The organism is Rhizobium sp. Rhizsp42 (genome assembly GCF_047304155.1).
Taxonomy (GTDB): Bacteria; Pseudomonadota; Alphaproteobacteria; order Rhizobiales; family Rhizobiaceae; genus Rhizobium.
The window spans coordinates 242856-259439 of the sequence record NZ_JBGLYS010000002.1 but is presented as its reverse complement, the minus strand read 5'-3'; the positions used below and the strand labels follow the sequence as shown (position 1 = coordinate 259439).

At 62.5% G+C, this 16584-nt stretch carries 13 protein-coding genes and 1 riboswitch; of the genes, 7 read left to right on the top strand and 6 right to left on the bottom strand.

Features of this window, described 5'->3' with window-relative positions:
- Positions 1 to 206: 206 nt before the first annotated feature.
- From ACCD05_RS03900 to ACCD05_RS03875, 6 genes are all read right to left on the bottom strand, one after another.
- Entirely contained in the window at positions 207 to 1499 is a 1293-nt protein-coding gene (locus ACCD05_RS03900) for a hypothetical protein (RefSeq protein ID WP_112436547.1), read from the bottom strand.
- Between the two features lie 41 nt (positions 1500 to 1540).
- On the bottom strand, positions 1541 to 2278 hold the full coding sequence (gene hutC, locus ACCD05_RS03895) for a histidine utilization repressor (RefSeq protein ID WP_112436546.1): 738 nt from the start codon (positions 2276 to 2278) through the stop codon (positions 1541 to 1543).
- Positions 2279 to 2327: 49 nt separating this feature from the next.
- Positions 2328 to 3341, bottom strand: coding sequence for an alcohol dehydrogenase catalytic domain-containing protein (locus ACCD05_RS03890; RefSeq protein ID WP_112949629.1), 1014 nt, complete (start codon positions 3339 to 3341; stop codon positions 2328 to 2330).
- 4 nt (positions 3342 to 3345) lie between these two features.
- Complete coding sequence (gene hisD / locus ACCD05_RS03885) at positions 3346 to 4674, bottom strand: histidinol dehydrogenase (RefSeq protein WP_112436544.1); 1329 nt, start codon at positions 4672 to 4674, stop codon at positions 3346 to 3348.
- A 229-nt stretch (positions 4675 to 4903) separates the two neighbouring features.
- Entirely contained in the window at positions 4904 to 5674 is a 771-nt protein-coding gene (locus ACCD05_RS03880; RefSeq protein ID WP_112436543.1) for a glucose 1-dehydrogenase, read from the bottom strand.
- A gap of 85 nt (positions 5675 to 5759) precedes the next feature.
- The gene (locus ACCD05_RS03875) at positions 5760 to 6563 is read right to left on the bottom strand and encodes a potassium channel family protein (RefSeq protein WP_112949630.1); all 804 of its coding nucleotides are present in this window, start codon (positions 6561 to 6563) and stop codon (positions 5760 to 5762) included.
- Between the two features lie 183 nt (positions 6564 to 6746).
- Positions 6747 to 6856: riboswitch (guanidine-I (ykkC/yxkD leader) on the top strand.
- Between the two features lie 73 nt (positions 6857 to 6929).
- On the opposite strand from ACCD05_RS03875, the gene ACCD05_RS03870 reads away from it, so the two are divergent.
- The 7 genes from ACCD05_RS03870 (at position 6930) to atzF (ending at position 16550) form a co-directional block, all read left to right on the top strand.
- Positions 6930 to 8003: a putative urea ABC transporter substrate-binding protein gene (locus ACCD05_RS03870; protein WP_112949631.1), complete on the top strand. Its 1074-nt coding sequence runs from the start codon at positions 6930 to 6932 to the stop codon at positions 8001 to 8003.
- 64 nt (positions 8004 to 8067) lie between these two features.
- Positions 8068 to 8886: an ABC transporter permease subunit gene (locus tag ACCD05_RS03865; RefSeq protein ID WP_112949632.1), complete on the top strand. Its 819-nt coding sequence runs from the start codon at positions 8068 to 8070 to the stop codon at positions 8884 to 8886.
- Positions 8883 to 9707 carry an ABC transporter ATP-binding protein gene (locus ACCD05_RS03860; protein ID WP_112949633.1) on the top strand — a complete coding sequence of 275 codons (825 nt, stop codon included), beginning with the start codon at positions 8883 to 8885 and terminating at the stop codon, positions 9705 to 9707. Before ACCD05_RS03865 ends, ACCD05_RS03860 begins: the two co-directional genes overlap by 4 nt.
- On the top strand, positions 9704 to 10525 hold the full coding sequence (locus tag ACCD05_RS03855) for an urea amidolyase associated protein UAAP1 (RefSeq protein WP_112949634.1): 822 nt from the start codon (positions 9704 to 9706) through the stop codon (positions 10523 to 10525). The genes ACCD05_RS03860 and ACCD05_RS03855 overlap by 4 nt, the downstream gene beginning before the upstream one ends.
- 12 nt (positions 10526 to 10537) lie before the next feature.
- A complete protein-coding gene (locus ACCD05_RS03850; RefSeq protein ID WP_112949635.1) occupies positions 10538 to 11188 on the top strand; it encodes an urea amidolyase associated protein UAAP2 in 651 nt (216 codons plus the stop codon).
- A gap of 3 nt (positions 11189 to 11191) precedes the next feature.
- Entirely contained in the window at positions 11192 to 14731 is a 3540-nt protein-coding gene (gene uca / locus ACCD05_RS03845; RefSeq protein ID WP_112949636.1) for an urea carboxylase, read from the top strand.
- 1 nt (position 14732) lies between these two features.
- Positions 14733 to 16550, top strand: coding sequence for an allophanate hydrolase (gene atzF / locus ACCD05_RS03840; protein ID WP_112949637.1), 1818 nt, complete (start codon positions 14733 to 14735; stop codon positions 16548 to 16550).
- Positions 16551 to 16584 lie beyond the last annotated feature (34 nt).

Here is a 16584-nt window from a genome sequence, read left to right as displayed (position 1 = left end):
TTCAGCCTATATTTTGGGCGGTCGGCTGAACAGCATTATGTATAGTCATTTCTTTGCCCGAACTTGTAAATCTGAATCTGCGCGACAACGCCAATTGACGCCGCGAAAAGTCAGAAAACCTCTACCCCTCTATGAATGTGCCTGTCGATTTCGGCAATCGCTGATGTCGCGTTTTGGCGAATTCGTGATGGCTGGAAGCGCTCATCTTACACATGCTCCGGATCGATCGCGTCGAGGAACCGGGTCACGATATCCGTCCCCTCTGTCGGCTCGCTGCCCACCATGACGGCGGTTGAAAAGCCGATCAGCGAGGAAGTCGGATTATGCGTGGCCGCGCCGGCGCGAAGGTTCATGACCAGCGTTGGGCAAAGGAAGAGCCCGAGCCGGATCACCGTTCGCCAATCCTGTGGAAGCAGCGCACGGTTTTTCAGCTCCGTAAGCAACGGCTTCCATAGCGCCGTTGCCTTGGCGTCGAGAAGGGCCTGACGGACCGGGCTTGGCTGCCAGTCAAAATCGGCATGCAGGGTGCCATCTGCGTAGCGCGCTCGGGCGTCGAATTTCTGCTCGGCCAACGCCGGCTCGTAGAGCCAGAGCGGGTGTGCAAAGATGTTATGGAAGGTGGTTTTGACTTCGGCAAGCAAGGTTGGAATGTGCTCGCCGGCAAAAGCCGGGTCGAAGAAGGCCAGCGACGCACCGTCCTCGCTTTTGCGATACCAGACGTTCGCGTTGTGCGCGTCGCCATGAGCGGTGACGCCGCCGGCATCGGCAAGGCGAAGCGGCGCCAGCCGCTCGTGCGCGTCGTCAAACAATTCGCCGACCGTCTTTTCATAGGCAATGCCGTTGATGACGAAGCGCGCCGCCGCGAATTCGCTCCAATCAAGCGAAACGCCGGGGAAGGCGAAGTGCTTGCCGATGTAGAAGCTCTCGTAGCGCCCACCCGGGAATGTCGCGCCGGGTTCGCTGACGAGGCGGGCGGAAAACAGGCGGTGTACGGGCTCTTCAGCCACCTGTCCCGGCGTCACCGGGTGCAGCGTCTCCAGATAGACCTTCAGCACGGCCTCGCTGAGCTTGCGCTCGGCATCCACCGCGTCAGCGGCTGCCGCCGCATCCGGCTCGAGATCGATCGCGCGCAGCACGTCGGAGAACCGGGGGTCGAAGCGGCGCTTGTAGACGAGGATCTGTTCGCCTGGCAGGGTCGACATCATCACCGGCTGATCGACGGGAAGGCCCGCGCGCGTCAGGATATCCGCGCGGTAATACTCGCCGCCCATCTTCTCCTCGCCTTCCTCCTGGTGGAACTTGAAGAAGTATTTCTCCTCGCCACTTTCGAAGAAGCCGTTCAACGAGTTCAGGCTGTACTGGTCGAAATTGATCGCGAGGTTCTGTGCCTCGAGCTCGAACAGATCGAAAAGCAAGTTGGCGAGAAGTGTCTCAGCCACGCCATCACGCTTCTTGGCGTGATCGCGGATAATGGCGGTTCGGCTGTTGGTCTGGCTCATGGAATGCGCTTCTCGAATATACTTGGTGTTGACGCGTGTTGTCAGGCAGGCTTGTGGGTTGGGCGATACCGGCTGCCGAGGGAGTAACGGCTGCCGACATGGGTGAAGGTGTTGACGGTCGCGACCGTGGCGCCGGTCCAGGTCTTGCGGTGCAGAACGAGGCAGCTGTCGCGCTCGGGCATCTGCAGCAGGCGCGCCTGCTCCGGGCCGGCCGGCACCGCGCTGATCAAATGTTCGACCTCGGTCAGCGGCGTGCAGCGCTGCAGATATTCCAGTGTCGCGATCGAGGTGAAGTCCTGATCGAGATAATGCGGGACGAGCGCTGGGTTGACGTACCGCTCTTCCAGTTGCACCGGAATGTCGTTTTCGAAATGCACGACGAGTGAGTGGTCGACGGGTTTGATCCGATCGAACTCGAATGCGTCGATAATCGCGGCCGCGGGATGTTCGACGCGTTCAAGCAGGATGACGCCGGCGCGATGCTTGCCGCCGCGATCACGGATCTCGTTGATGATGTTGCTGACTTCGATCAGCGTCGACTGCGCCTTGGGCGGCGCGACGAAGGTGCCGACGCCCTGGACCCTGCGAAGATGGCCTTCCGAGGTGAGCTCGCGCAGCGCACGATGGACGGTCATTCGGGAGACGCCCAGCGAATTCACGAGATCGTTTTCGGAGGGCAGCCGGGCATTCTGCGCCCACTTGCCGCTGCCGATGTTCGCGAGCACGAAGTCCTTGACCTTCTCGTAGAGCGGCGATGCCGAATCCGAAAGTGCACTCAATGACAAGCTCTCCAGTTCGTTCTCGTGACCGGCTATCGCGTGGCGAACCTCAATCCGCGATCTCGACGATGGTCTTCAATTTCTGGCTCCGGCCTTCGAGCAGCCGCTGATAGGCATCCGGGACATCGTCGAGCGACGCCAGGACCTCGCTGAACTCGATAAGGGCCGGCTCCAACTCAGGCAGCACGGCGATCGCTTCCGGCAGCTCGGATGCGAAAGCGTGGCAGCCAACCAGCGATATTTCCCGTTCGACCAGGATATTCGGATCGAGATCCAGCTTGCCATGGCTGATGCCGACAAGCGCCAAGGCGCCGCCACCGGCAAGCAGATCGAGTCCGGCGGCAATCGCATGAACATTGCCCGTCGCGTCGATGGCATAGCGCAGCCGTTCGCCATTCAGCGCCGTATCGATCGCGGCCTTGTCCAGGGCGACAGCCGTCCCGCCACAGATGCGCGCGACCAGCGCCGCGCGCTCGGCGTTGGTATCGGCAAACAGAAGTTTGCCCCTATGAAGTCTCGATAGCAGCAGACCGCTCAGGCCGCCGATCGTGCCGCAACCGATGACGAGAACCGGTTCATTTTGTCTTGGGTTGAGCCGTCGCACGGCATGCAGCGCCACCGCCAACGGCTCCGCCATCGCCGCGACCTTGGGTGCCAGCGATGGCTCGTGCTTGAAGAGCAGTTTTGCTGGCAGCTGAACATGCTCGGCAAAACCGCCGTCGCATGCTTCTCCGACGAAGCCCAGCGCCTCGCATATGTTGCTGCGGCCGGACATGCAGGCCGGGCAGGTGCCGCAGTAGACGCGTGAGTCAGCCGCCACGTAGTCGCCGACCTTTAGATGCTCGACACCTTCGCCGACATCGGTCACCCGGCCGCAGAACTCGTGACCTGCCGTCGAGGGGCGTCGGCTAATCCACTGGCCGGTGCGGAAGTTGTGCAGGTCAGAGCCGCAGATGCCGGCTGCGCGGACCTCCACATTGACGAAGCCACTGGGTGGGGCCGACGGCGGGTCGATCGTTTCGACCCGCAAATCCATCGCATCGTGGAGGCGCACCGCTTTCAAGGGCTCAGCCTTTCGTCTTCAGATAGGCGTCGCGCACGTCGGATACGGCGTTGGCGTGCGAAGAGAAGCCTTCGTAGAGCGCCAGCTTGTGCGCATGCGCGGCAAACTCGGGATAAGCAGGCGCCGTGACGTAGCCGATCGAGCTCCGCTTGACGAAGTCGGTCACCGAAAGCGGGCCATAGGTGCGCGCCCACCGGCTGGTCGGCAGAACGGCGTTCGGGCCTAGGCAGAAATTGCCGATGCTGACGGGCGTGTGTGGTCCAAGCAGGATCTCGGCGGCCTCGGTGATATGGCCGAGATGCGCGAAGGCGTCTGTCGAGAGAATCTCGAGGTGTTCGGGCGCGTAGGCGTTGACGAAGGCATAGCTCTCCTCGATCGAAGAGGTCAACACGACGCCGCCGCACTTGCCTGTGAGCACCGTCTTGGAGAAGCCGACGCGCTGTTCCGTCATCCGACCCCAATGCTCCGGAAGGGCCGCGATCGCTTCTTCGGCGACACGGCGGCTGTGGGTGACGAGATAGGCGGACGAATCCGGGCCGTGCTCGGCTTCGATCAAGAGGTCGAGTGCTGCAAGGCCGCCATGCACGGTGTCGTCGGCGAAGATCATCGCCTCGGAAGGGCCGGCCGGAAGGCCTGTGTCGATAACGCCTGATAGAAGACGTTTTGCTGCGACGACCCACGGGCTGCCCGGCCCGACGATCTTCAGCGCCGGCTTGATCGTTTCCGTGCCGTAGGCGACGGCGGCGACTGCCTGCGCGCCGCCGACCTTGTAGACGGTGTTGACGCCAGCGAGACGGGCCGCGACCAGTGTTGCGGCATCGACGCTTCCATCCGGCGCCGGCGGGGTGACGATCGCAAGGTTCGGCACGCCGGCAACCACGGCCGGAACTGAGGTCATCATCGTGACCGAGGGGAAGGAACCCTTTCCGCGTGGCACATAAAGCGCGACCGACTGGATCGGCGTGAAGCGGTCGCCGGCGAATGCACCCGGGCGAATTTCCTTCAGCCACATGGCCTCGGGCTTCTGCTCTTCGTGGAAGGTACGGATATTGGATATACCGAACTTGATCGCCTCGATGACGTCGTCCTCGACGAGCTTGAAGGCAGCGTCGAACTCGGCCTCGGTCACCTGGATCGAGCTTTCCGACACGTCGGCCTTGTCAAGTTCGCGGCCGAAGCGTGCAACGGCCCGGTCACCTTCCGTGCGAACGGCCTCAAGGATCGGGCCCACCTTCTCGATAAAGCCGGAGATGTCGGTCTCCGACCGGCGAAGCAGAGCCGATTTCTCGTCTGAAGAAAGCTTCGAATATTCGTAAAAGGAGACTTCAGTCATTGTGCACGTAACCTTGTTGGCGTCTTGGGCAAGCGCCGGCGAAAACCCAGCAGTGGGCACAGCTTCGCCGCCGATGTCCGTTCGATCGGCTGTCTACTCAAACCAGTGGCTCAGGTCGAGGATTGATGTTCCGCTTTATTATTTTGGCCGAGTGAAACATGTATATACATGCCATGTCAACGCACTTTGCGACGAGAATTGTGCGCTGCAACTTAAGCGTGGTCATGCGTCAGATGGAAGCGAGGAAGCCACCATCGACAGGTAGACAATGGCCGGTGATATAGCCCGCCGCATCGCTGGCGAGAAACACGACGGCGCCCCCGAGATCGGCTGCTTCGCCAAAGCGGCGCTGGGGGATCCTTGCCAGCATGCGCGCCTGCCAGTCCTCGTCCTCATAGAAGCCGTCGGTCATCGCTGTCCTGAAATAGCCGGGCGCGATTGCGTTCACACGGATGCCGGCCTCGGCCCATTCGGCGGCGAGCGCGCGGGTCATTCCGAGCAAGCCGGATTTGGATGAGCCGTAGGGAACGGCAGTGGGTACGCCGACAAACGACGTCAGCGAGCAGAGATTGATGATGCTCCCGCCGGTCTCCTGCTTGGACATGCGCTTGCCCGCCGCCTGCGACCAGAAAAACGCGCCCTTGAGATTGGTTCCGACAATGCGGTCCCACAGCGCTTCGTTTACGTCGAGCGAAGGCGCGACCTGCTCGATGCCGGCATTGTTGACGAGGATGTCGATCCCGCCCGTCAAAGCGCAGGCCTGTTCCAGCGCGGCGTCGATCGAGGTAAGGTCGCTGACATCCTGCGCGACGGCGATGCAGCGGACACCACGGCCTTCAACCTTTGCCTTCGTGTCCTGCAGCGACGCCAGCTCTCTCGCCGTGATGCAGAGGTCCGCGCCAGCATCCGCCAGCGCAAGGGCGATCGCCTGGCCAAGGCCGCGGCTGGCGCCGGTTACGACGGCGACCCGCCCCTTCAGATTGAATGAATGTCCGGACATGTGATCCCTCCGATGTTGCGCCGAGGAAAGCATCTTTCCGCGATCATATCTATACATATAACGGTCGTGGCTGATGGTGCCGCCGTCACTGGCCTTCGTCGGGGATGTTCAGCAGATGTCCGCAGGCCTTGCAATGCACGGCGTCGGCATCGTGGCGCTGCAGGCCGCATTGCGGGCAGGGGAAGTTCACCTTGTAGGGCCGAACGACCGCCTGCGCGAGGCGGACGAAGAGCGAAATGCCGACGATCATCGTGACGATTGATGTCAGCTTTCCCATGACGCCTGGAAGTGTGATATCGCCGAAGCCTGTCGTCGTGACGGTCGCCACGGTGAAATAGAGGGCATCCACGAAGCCTTCCCATCCGCCCTGACCGTAGAAGAACGTCGTATAGACGAAGCCGGTGACGATGAAGAGGAAGACCACGAGGTTGACGCAGGCGCGTACCACATCAAGCAGATGCGCGCAGCCGAGACGCCTCAAGCCTTCCTTCAGGAAGGGGCTGTTGCCGATCGCCCAGATCCGCATGGCCCGAAGAAAGGTGAAGTTGAAGAGCAAGTCTGGAAGCAGCAGCGTCGCCAGGATGAAGAGATCGATCCAGCTCATCGGCCGCTTCACGAAAGCCTTCAGGCTGCCGGCGACGATCGCCTGGGCGATCAGTTCGATCGTGACCCACACGGCAATCATATAGTCGATGATGAGATAGGAGGGCCCGGTCCGCAGATATGGCCCGAACAGGAAGAAGGCCAGGATGGCGAGATCCACGAAGGCAAGTAGACCCTGCAGCTGAAGCGAACGGATATCCCTCCCGCGTTGCAGCCAGTTCAGTTGTTTTCGGAGTTTCTTGACGATGCCGTTTGCATCGCCTGAGTCGGTATGCGCGTTGCTCATGCGCCAGAACTATCAATCGCTTTCAGCTTTTCAACCGCCAAGCTGCCGCACCTATTAAATCCAGGCCCCGATGCAGCTGCCTAAAATCGCCGCCCCTGCCGCCGCTTTTTTTGGCATGCGCGAGCAAGCCATGCGGAAATACCGCGATTTTCGAGTTGGCACGCATGTTGCATTTGAAAGGGCAGAGTTGGTGGCTAGGGTTCCGGCACGTAAATGTGTGACTGGTCCGAGAGCTGCCACCGGTTGGGGGAGAAATCCCACCGGGTGCACGGCGGGACAAAAGCCCGGGAGACCTCGTAAGCCAAGGGATTGGCGGTGCGATGGTCTGTGCCAATCCCTTTTTCTATACGCAAAAGGGGAATTTCAATGCAGACTTTTTCGAAGATCATTTCAGTCGCAGCGCTGTCGACAGCGCTGGCACTCGGCTTCGGAGCTGGCGCCCGGGCCGAGCAGAAGACCGATTTCAAGGTCGCCTGGTCCATCTATGTCGGCTGGATGCCCTGGGGCTACGCCGCTGACCACGGCATCGTCAAGAAATGGGCCGATAAATACGGCATCAAGATCGAGGTCACGCAGTTCAACGATTACGTCGAGTCGATGAACCAATATACCGCCGGTGCCTTCGATGCGGTTACGCTCACCAATATGGACGGCCTTTCCATTCCGGCGGCCGGTGGCGTTGATACCACTGCCGTCATCGTCGGTGACTTCTCGAACGGCAATGACGCCGTCATCCTCAAGGACAAGGCAAGCCTCGCCGACGTCAAGGGACAGAACGTCAATCTCGTCGAGTTCTCCGTCTCGCACTACCTGATGGCGCGCGCGCTTGAGAGCATCAAGCTGACGGAGCGCGACGTGAAGGTGGTCAATACGTCGGATGCCGACATGGTCGCCGCCTACAAGACGCCCGAAGTGACGGCTGTCGTCACCTGGAACCCGCTCGTCTCCACCATTCTCGAAGACCCGACGGCCAAGAAGGTGTTCGACAGCTCGCAAATCCCGGGCGAAATCATCGACCTCATGGTCGCCAATACAGGTGTGCTCAAGGACAATCCGAATTTCGGCAAGGCACTCGCCGGCATCTGGTACGAGACGACCGCCCTGATGACCGCCGATAGCGCCGAAGGCAAGGCGGCGCGTGAGGCGATGGGCTCCGCCTCCGGAACCGATCTCAAGGGATACGAGGCGCAACTGGCCGTCACCCGCCTGTTCGACAAGGCGGCGGATGCCGTCGCCTTCACCGCTTCGCCGAACCTGCCGAAGACCATGGATCTCGTACGCAACTTCCTGTTCGAGAAGGGGCTGCTCGGCAATGGCGCGCCGTCCGCCGATGTCATCGGCATCGAGATGCCCGATGGCAAGGTTCTCGGCGACGCCGGCAACGTCAAGCTCCGCTTCACGGAAACCTACATGAAGGCCGCCGCCGACGGCGCGCTTTAAGCGACGCCGATGCCGGCGCGGGAACTCGCGCCGGTTCGTTGTCTAACGTGAACGGAGCATCTTCATGCGCTGGATAAACACGAGGCCGAGCAAAGGGGCGCAACTCGCCCTGATGCTGTTGCCGTTCGTGCTGCTGGTGATCGCCTATGCCTTCGGCTCGGCGGCGCGGCTGGCGGAAAACGCCAACGACAAACTTCTGCCCACGCTCTCCGTGCTTGGAGATGCGATCAACCGCATGGCCTTCATCGCCGATCCGAGGACGGGAGCGTATCTGCTGTGGTCGGACACATCGGCGAGCCTCGTCCGACTGCTGTCAGGCCTTGGCATCTCGACCGTGATCGCGCTGGTTGTCGGCATGCTGATCGGCATGCTGCCCTATCTCAGGGCAGTGCTGGCGCCCTTTGTGGCGGTGATATCGATGGTGCCGCCACTGGCGCTGCTGCCGATCCTCTTCATCGTCATGGGGCTCGGCGAGACATCGAAGATCACGCTGATCGCCATCGGCGTCGCGCCGACGATGATCCGCGACTTGGCGCTGAAGGCGCTCGAACTGCCGCGCGAGCAGATCGTCAAGGCGGAGACCTTGGGCGGCTCATCCTGGCAGATCGCCCTGCGGGTGGTGCTGCCGCAGGTGCTTCCACGGCTGATCACCTGTCTCAGGCTGCAGCTCGGTCCGGCCTGGCTGTTTCTCATCGCCGCCGAAGCGATCTCGTCGGATTCCGGCCTCGGCTACCGGATCTTCCTCGTTCGTCGCTACCTCTCGATGGATATCATCTTCCCCTATGTGATCTGGATCACGTTGCTTGCGGTCGCGATGAACTATGTGCTCGACCGCATCTCGGCCGCCGTCTTCCCCTGGTCCGTGCTGGAGAAGCCGGCATGAGCGAGCTCAGGATTGAAAAGGTCTGGAAGGAATATGGCGACCAGATCGTGCTCGAGGATGTGTCGCTGACGGTACAGTCGCGCGCCTTCGTCGCGCTGGTCGGCCCGTCGGGCTGCGGCAAGACGACCTTCCTGCGCATGCTTCTTGGCCAGGAGCAGCCGACGCGCGGAACAATCCTGCTCGATGGCGAGCCGCTGCCGGCTGAACCGGGGCCTGATCGCGGCGTCGTGTTCCAGCGCTATTCCGTGTTTCCGCATCTGACGGTGCTCGGCAATGTGATGCTGGGCAAGGAATTCACCGCTGCCCGATATCGCGCCAAGCTCTTCGGCGCCGCGCGCAGGCAGGCGATGCAGGAGGCGCGGCATCTGATCGCGCAGGTCGGTCTGGCGGGCTCCGAGGGCAAGTATCCGTCGCAGCTCTCCGGCGGCATGCAGCAGCGCCTGGCACTTGCGCAGGCATTGATCATGAAGCCCAAGGTGCTGTTGCTCGACGAGCCCTTCGGCGCGCTCGACCCCGGCATCCGCGCCGAAATCCATACGCTGATGAAGCGGCTGTGGAACGAGACGCAGATGACCGTCATCATGGTCACGCACGACATGCGCGAAGCTTTCACGCTGGCGAGCCGCGTCATTGCCTTCGAGCGGCGGCGCGACCGTCCGGAAGAGAAACTGCGCTACGGCGCGTCGATCACCAACGACATTTCGATCTGGCCCCCGCGCCTTGCGGGCACGCCATCCATTTTCAGCCCTGACCGGGACGACCCGATCGCATTTCCGGGGCAACGCCAGGACGACCTGGCATCATCTGGAGATAAGGCATGATCCATGTAAGCCGCTCTGCGGAAGAAATCGCGGCAAACCGCGCCCGCTATGAAGAGCATCAGAGAAAAGGACTGCAATTCGCGCCGAAGGCGCTTCCGACGCCCAGCCCGCTGCCGGCACCAACGCTTGAGAGCAGCGCCGTTATTCATCAGGAGGTCATTCCGGGTGGCTGGTACTGGTCGACCGTGCTGAAGCGCGGCGAGGCCATTCGCGTCGATCAGGGCGAGGGTGGCTCAACGGTGGCCGTCGTTGCCTGGAACGCCGATGATACGAGCGAGCGGCTCAATCTGGTCGATACCGCGAAGGTCCAATGGACGACGGCGCTTGGCAAAGGCCGCGTGCTGTTTTCCGATATGGGGCGCGTGATGTTTTCGCTCACCGAAGACAGCTCCGGTGCTCACGATTGCCTGATGGGCGGCTCCACGGCCGCAACCAACGCTACGAAATATCCGGGTGAAAAGACCCGCAATACCCGCGACAACCTGGTTCTCCTGGCGGCCAAGCTCGGGCTCCACCGTCGTGATATTCCCGGCATGATCAATCTCTTCGCACCCGTCAGCCTGGATGAGGATGGCGGTTTCCATTGGCGCGCCAAGCGTTCCAACAGCGGTGACTATACCGAGCTGCGCGCCGAGATGGATATGCTCGTCGGCTTCTCCAATTGCCCGCATCCGCTGGACCCGAGCCCGGTCTACGCCCCGCAGCCGGTCACGATCACCCGCTTCCGCGCGGCCGCACCTGCGCCCGACGATCTGGCGCGCACGGCGACGGCCGAAGCCGTGAGGGGTTTCGAAAACAACGCGATGGCATCGGCGTAAGGAGGGGCGATCATGAGCATTTTTATTCAGACATCCAATACCCGCACGCTCGATAACGCCGTGCAGGATCATTTCATACCGGCCGAGGCGCCGTGGTCGGGCATCGTCAGGAAAGGACAGACGATCCGCATCGAGGACAGCTACGGCCAGCAGGCGATCGACACGCTGTTTTATCGTGCCGACGATTTCTCGGAACGCTATTCCAATCAGGACACGATGCGCGCGCAGGGTGCCGCCTATGTCGGCGTCGGCACGAAGGTGATGTCGAGCGAGGGCAATGTCATGCTGCGCATGACCGCCGATAGCTGCGGCCGCCACGACACCTCCGCCGGCGCCTGCTCGTGCGAGAGCAATACCGTGCGCTTCGGCCACGCGACCAAGTATCTCCACGCCTGCCGCGACAATTTCGTGCTCGAAGTGACCAAGCACGGCATGAGCAAGCGCGACATCGTGCCGAACATCAATTTCTTCATGAACGTGCCGATCAAGCCGAATGGTGAGATGACCATCGTCGACGGCATTTCTTCGCCCGGCGACTACGTCGAACTCGTCGCCGAGATGGACGTGCTCTGCGTCATCTCCAATTGCCCGCAGATCAACAACCCATGCAACGGCTTCGACCCGACGCCGATCCGGGTCTTGATCTGGGACGCAGAGGGCTGATCCATGTTCAAGAAAGTTCTAATTGCGAACCGGGGCGAAATCGCCGTCCGGGTGATCCGCACATTGCAAAAAATGGGCATTGCCTCGGTAGCGGTCTATTCCGATGCCGACCGCTTCGCCATGCCGGCGCTGATGGCGGATGAGGCGGTGCGCCTCGGTCCGGCGCCGGCCACCGAGAGTTATCTCAACGTCGACGCGGTGATCGCCGCGTGTAAAGAGACGGGCGCGGATGCGGTGCATCCGGGCTACGGCTTTCTCTCCGAAAACATCGGCTTCGCCGAGCGGCTTGCTGATGAAGGCATCGCCTTCATCGGACCACGGCCGGAACATCTCTCAGTCTTCGGCCTCAAGCATACGGCACGCGAGCTCGCCGAGAAAAGCGGCGTTCCGCTACTCCCCGGCAGCGGGTTGCTCAAGTCCGCTGACGAGGCCTTGGCAGCCGCCGAGCGGATCGGTTACCCGGTCATGCTGAAGAGCACCGCCGGCGGCGGCGGCATCGGCATGCAGTTGTGCGTCGATCCTGAGAGCCTCAAGGCATCGTTCGAGAGTGTGCAGCGCACCGCGGCCGCAAGCTTCGGCGATGCACGCGTCTATATCGAGCGCTTCGTCGCCGATGCCCGCCATGTCGAGGTGCAGATCTTCGGCGATGGCAACGGCAGGGTGGTTGCGCTGGGCGAGCGGGATTGCTCGCTGCAGCGGCGCAATCAGAAGGTGCTCGAGGAAACGCCGGCGCCGGGATTGAGCGATGGCGTGCGTCAGCGCCTGCATCGCGCGGCTACCGAGCTTGGCGCTTCGGTATCCTACGCGTCCGCCGGCACGGTCGAGTTCATCTATGACCCGACCCGCGAGGAGTTCTACTTCCTTGAGGTCAACACCCGCCTGCAGGTCGAGCATCCGGTCACCGAGGCGGTCTATGGCATCGATCTCGTCGAATGGATGATCCGCCAGGCGGCCGGGGAAGATATTCTGGCGCGCGCGAACGATCTGAAGCCGCAGGGCGCTTCTATCGAGGTGCGCGTCTACGCCGAGATGCCGCATGCCGGATTCCGCCCCAGCGCCGGCCTGCTGACGCAGGTGCAGTTCCCTCAGACGGCGCGCGTCGATAGCTGGATCGAGACGGGCACCGAAGTCAGCCCCTTTTATGATCCGATGCTGGCGAAGATCATCGTTGCCGCCGAGGATCGGTCGGCTGCCATCGAAAAGCTGAAAGCGGCGCTCGGCGAGACCTCTATCTATGGCATCGAGACCAATGTCGATTATCTCCGTGTCATCGCGCAATCCGAGTTGCTGGAAAGCGGCAACGTATCGACAACCGCGCTGCGCAGGCTCGAGTTCGTGCCCGATGTTGTCGAGGTGCTCGCGCCCGGCGCGCAATCGAGCATGCAGGAGCTTCCGGGACGGCTGGGGCTTTGGCATGTCGGCGTGCCGCCGAGCGGGCCGATGGACGAGCGTTCGTTCCGCCATGCCAACCGCCTTGTTGGCAACGACGAAACGACGACGGCGCTGGAGCTCACCGTATCCGGCCCGACGCTGAAGTTCTTTCGCGATGTCACCGTCGCCCTGTCCGGCGCCAGAATGCCGATGACGCTTGATGGCGCCGAGGTGCCGCATGGCCAGGCAATTGCGATTCCGGTCGGCGCTGTGCTGTCCATCGGCAGCATATCGGGGGCGGGGCAGCGCTCTTATCTCGCCGTCTCCGGCGGGTTTGACGCGCCCGTCGTCCTCGGCTCGCGCGCGACCTTCGGCCTTGGCCAGTTCGGTGGCAATGCTACAGGAACGTTGAAGACGGGCCATGTGCTGCGCCTGGCGCGTGCGGCGCAGACGACCTCATCGACGGTCGCGGTCGAGGCGCCGATTTTGACCGGCGATTGGGAGATCGGCGTCGTCTATGGTCCGCATGGTGCCCCCGACTTCTTCCAGGATGGAGACATCGACGAGCTTTTCCAGGCGTCCTACGAGGTGCATTTCAACAGCGCCCGCACGGGCGTTCGACTGATCGGGCCGACGCCGAAATGGGCGCGCACCGATGGCGGCGAGGCGGGGCTTCATCCGTCGAACCTGCATGACAACGCCTATGCGATCGGCGCGATCGATTTCACCGGCGACATGCCGATCATTCTCGGGCCTGATGGCCCGAGCCTCGGCGGCTTCGTCTGCCCTGCCGTCATCGCGCGCGACGAACAATGGAAGATGGGCCAGCTGAAGCCGGGCGACCGCGTCCGCTTCGTTCCCGTCGCGCGGCCAGACGATCCGATCGCGACACCGGCCGTTCACCGGTCCCGCCCCGATGCCGGCTCGCCGATTGTCGGCACAAGCGACGAGGGGCCGGTTTCCGTGGTCTACCGGCGCCAGGGGGACGACAACCTGCTGGTCGAATACGGACCGATGACGCTGGATATCGCGCTTCGCCTTCGCGTGCATCTGCTAATGGAGGCCCTCGCGCAGTCCCGGTTGCCGGGGATCATCGATCTGACGCCCGGCATCCGGTCGCTCCAGATCCACTATGATGGCACGACGATCACCCGCAAGCGCCTGTTGGGATTGCTTGGCGAGATCGAGAAGACATTGCCCGCCGCCCAGGATGTGAAGGTGCCGAGCCGCATCGTTCATTTGCCGCTCTCCTGGAACGATCCGGATGCCGAACTTGCCATGCGGAAATACCAGGAGCTCGTCAGGCCGAATGCGCCATGGTGCCCCGATAACATCGAGTTCATCCGGCGGATCAATGGCTTGGCCGATGAGCAGGCTGTGCGCGACGTCGTTTTCGACGCCAACTATCTCGTGCTTGGCCTTGGGGACGTCTATCTCGGAGCACCGGTTGCCACACCGGTCGATCCACGCCACAGGCTGGTCACAACCAAGTACAACCCGGCCCGGACATGGACGCCGGAGAACGCGGTCGGCATCGGTGGCGCATACATGTGCATCTACGGCATGGAGGGGCCGGGCGGCTATCAGCTGTTCGGCCGCACGATCCAGATGTGGAACACCTGGCGCCGGACACCGGTCTTTGCCAAGGACAAGCCGTGGCTCTTGAACTTCTTCGATCAGATCAAGTTCTTCCCTGTCGACCACAAGGAGCTGACGGAAGCGCGTAGCGCCTTTCCGCATGGCGGGTACCCGATCAGGATCGAGGAGACGGAATTCTCCTACGCGGCCTATGAACAGGAGCTGCAGGCCAACGCGCTGTCGATCGGCAACTTCAAGGCCGGCCAGCAGGATGCGTTCAACGCCGAGCGCCATCGCTGGAAAGAAGCCGGGCTCGACACGTTCGTGACCGATGAAGGTGCCGCCGAAAGCATGGATGGCGATATCCCCGCCGATTGCTTCGGCGTTGCCAGCGCCGTACCCGGCAATATCTGGAAATTGCTGGTCGAACCCGGCACGCCAGTCGCCGCTGGCGACACGCTTGCCATCATTGAATCGATGAAAATGGAAATCAACGTCACGGCCCACGCCCCCGGCCGCGTGCGCGAATTGCGCGCGGGAACGGGAAGAAACGTAAAGGCGGGTGATATTATCGTTGTGCTCGAGGAGATCTGACATGTTGCCAACCATTCTCGATATCGCGACGTTGCGCGCCGCCTATGCGTCTGGATTGACGCCGCTCGATGTGGTCGAAGAGGTGATCGCACGGCGCGCCGCATCAACTGATCCGGCGATCTTCATCACCAAGGTCACAGACGATGCGCTGCGCGAAGCGGCGAAGGCGCTGATGGCGCGGGCGCCTGAAGCCAACAGCCTGCCGCTTTGGGGCATCCCCTTTGCCGCCAAGGACAATATCGACGCGAAGGGCCTGCCGACAACGGCGGCATGCCCGGCCTTTGCCTACGATCCTGATGAAGACGCCACCGTTATCGCCCGGTTGCTCGGAGCCGGTGCGATCCTCATTGGCAAGACCAATCTCGATCAGTTCGCGACCGGTCTCAACGGCACGCGCTCGCCCTATGGCGCGCCGCGCTCTGTCTTCGACGCGGACTATGTGTCAGGCGGCTCCAGCTCTGGGTCGGCCGTGGCAGTAGCGTCAGGGCTCGCGGCCTTCAGTCTTGGGACGGACACCGCCGGTTCCGGCCGTGTGCCGGCAGCCTTCAACAATCTTGTCGGCATCAAGCCGACGCCGGGGCTGGTGCCGAACACGGGGGTCGTCCCCGCCTGCAAGAGCGTGGATTGTGTCACGGTGTTCGCGGCAACGGTCGGCGATGGCGTTGCCGTTCGCAAGGTCCTGCAGGGCTTCGATCGCAGCGACGCCTTCTCGCGGCACCCACGCGAGGTGTCGCTCCCGACCGATCGTTTGCGGATCGGCGTGCTCGGCGAAACGGAACGCGAGTTCTTCGGCGATCGCGAGGTCGAGCGGCTCTACGATCTGGCGATCGAGCGGGCGAAGGCGCTTGGCGCCGACATCGTGACCTTCGACTACGCGCCGTTCCGCCAGGCGGCGGAATTGCTCTACAATGGCCCGTGGGTTGCTGAGAGGCTCGCTGCCGTCGAAGGGTTCCTGGCCACCAACGCTGATGATTTCGATCCAACCGTGCGGTCGATCATCGAAGGCGCCCGAGGCAAGACGGCCGTCAATGCTTTCAACGGTCAGTATCGTCTCGCGGAATTGAAACAGGTGACGGAAGAGGAGTGGGCGAAGGTCGATATCCTGCTGCTTCCCACTTCGCCGACGACCTACAAGGTCGAGGAGATGCTCGCCAATCCGGTGGAGCTTAATGGGCGGTTTGGCCGGTACACCAACTTTGTCAATCTCCTCGATTGCGCCGCGATCGCCATCCCTGCTGGCTTCGACAGCGCGGATCATCTGCCTGCCGGCGTCACCCTCGTCGGCCGGGCGTTCACCGACGATGCCCTGGCGCTCGTCGCCGACGCGCTGCATCGTGCAGCGCCCTGCGGTATGGGCAAAGACAAGTCGGCCGCGCTGCCGCAATCGGCGCCTATCGAGACCGCGCCTGCGGGCATTCCGATCGTCGTGGTCGGCGCGCATCTGACCGGTATGCCACTCAACCACGAGCTCACCACGCTGGGCGGGCGGCTGGTGAAGACCTGCCGAACGGCTGGCGATTACAGGCTGTTTGCGCTGAGCGGTACGGTGCCGGCAAAGCCCGGCCTCATCCGCGAGCCGGGGTTCGCGGGAAATGGACTGGAGGTCGAGGTCTGGACGCTGCCCGCTGACGGCTTTGGCCGCTTCGTCCAGAAAATCCCGGCGCCGCTCGGGATCGGCAAGGTCGCGCTCGATGATGGCGCCAGCATTTCGGGCTTCCTTTGCGAAGCGCATGCCGTCGCCAATGCCGTCGAGGTGACATCGCATGGCGGCTGGCGTGCCTACATCGCCTCGCTCAAGGCTTCGGCCCCGGTCAACTGACGGATACGTTCGGCCAACCAAGAGGATGCCCCGC

Excerpts from the sequence above, each read along its gene's own strand:
- hisD (WP_112436544.1), bottom strand. The coding sequence starts at position 4,674 with ATGACTGAAGTCTCCTTTTACGAATATTCGAAGCTTTCTTCAGACGAG.
- ACCD05_RS03900 (WP_112436547.1), bottom strand. The coding sequence starts at position 1,499 with ATGAGCCAGACCAACAGCCGAACCGCCATTATCCGCGATCACGCCAAG.
- ACCD05_RS03875 (WP_112949630.1), bottom strand. The coding sequence starts at position 6,563 with ATGAGCAACGCGCATACCGACTCAGGCGATGCAAACGGCATCGTCAAG.
- atzF (WP_112949637.1), top strand. The coding sequence starts at position 14,733 with ATGTTGCCAACCATTCTCGATATCGCGACGTTGCGCGCCGCCTATGCG.
- uca (WP_112949636.1), top strand. The coding sequence starts at position 11,192 with ATGTTCAAGAAAGTTCTAATTGCGAACCGGGGCGAAATCGCCGTCCGG.
- ACCD05_RS03860 (WP_112949633.1), top strand. The coding sequence starts at position 8,883 with ATGAGCGAGCTCAGGATTGAAAAGGTCTGGAAGGAATATGGCGACCAG.
- ACCD05_RS03850 (WP_112949635.1), top strand. The coding sequence starts at position 10,538 with ATGAGCATTTTTATTCAGACATCCAATACCCGCACGCTCGATAACGCC.
- ACCD05_RS03870 (WP_112949631.1), top strand. The coding sequence starts at position 6,930 with ATGCAGACTTTTTCGAAGATCATTTCAGTCGCAGCGCTGTCGACAGCG.
- ACCD05_RS03880 (WP_112436543.1), bottom strand. The coding sequence starts at position 5,674 with ATGTCCGGACATTCATTCAATCTGAAGGGGCGGGTCGCCGTCGTAACC.
- ACCD05_RS03865 (WP_112949632.1), top strand. The coding sequence starts at position 8,068 with ATGCGCTGGATAAACACGAGGCCGAGCAAAGGGGCGCAACTCGCCCTG.
- ACCD05_RS03855 (WP_112949634.1), top strand. The coding sequence starts at position 9,704 with ATGATCCATGTAAGCCGCTCTGCGGAAGAAATCGCGGCAAACCGCGCC.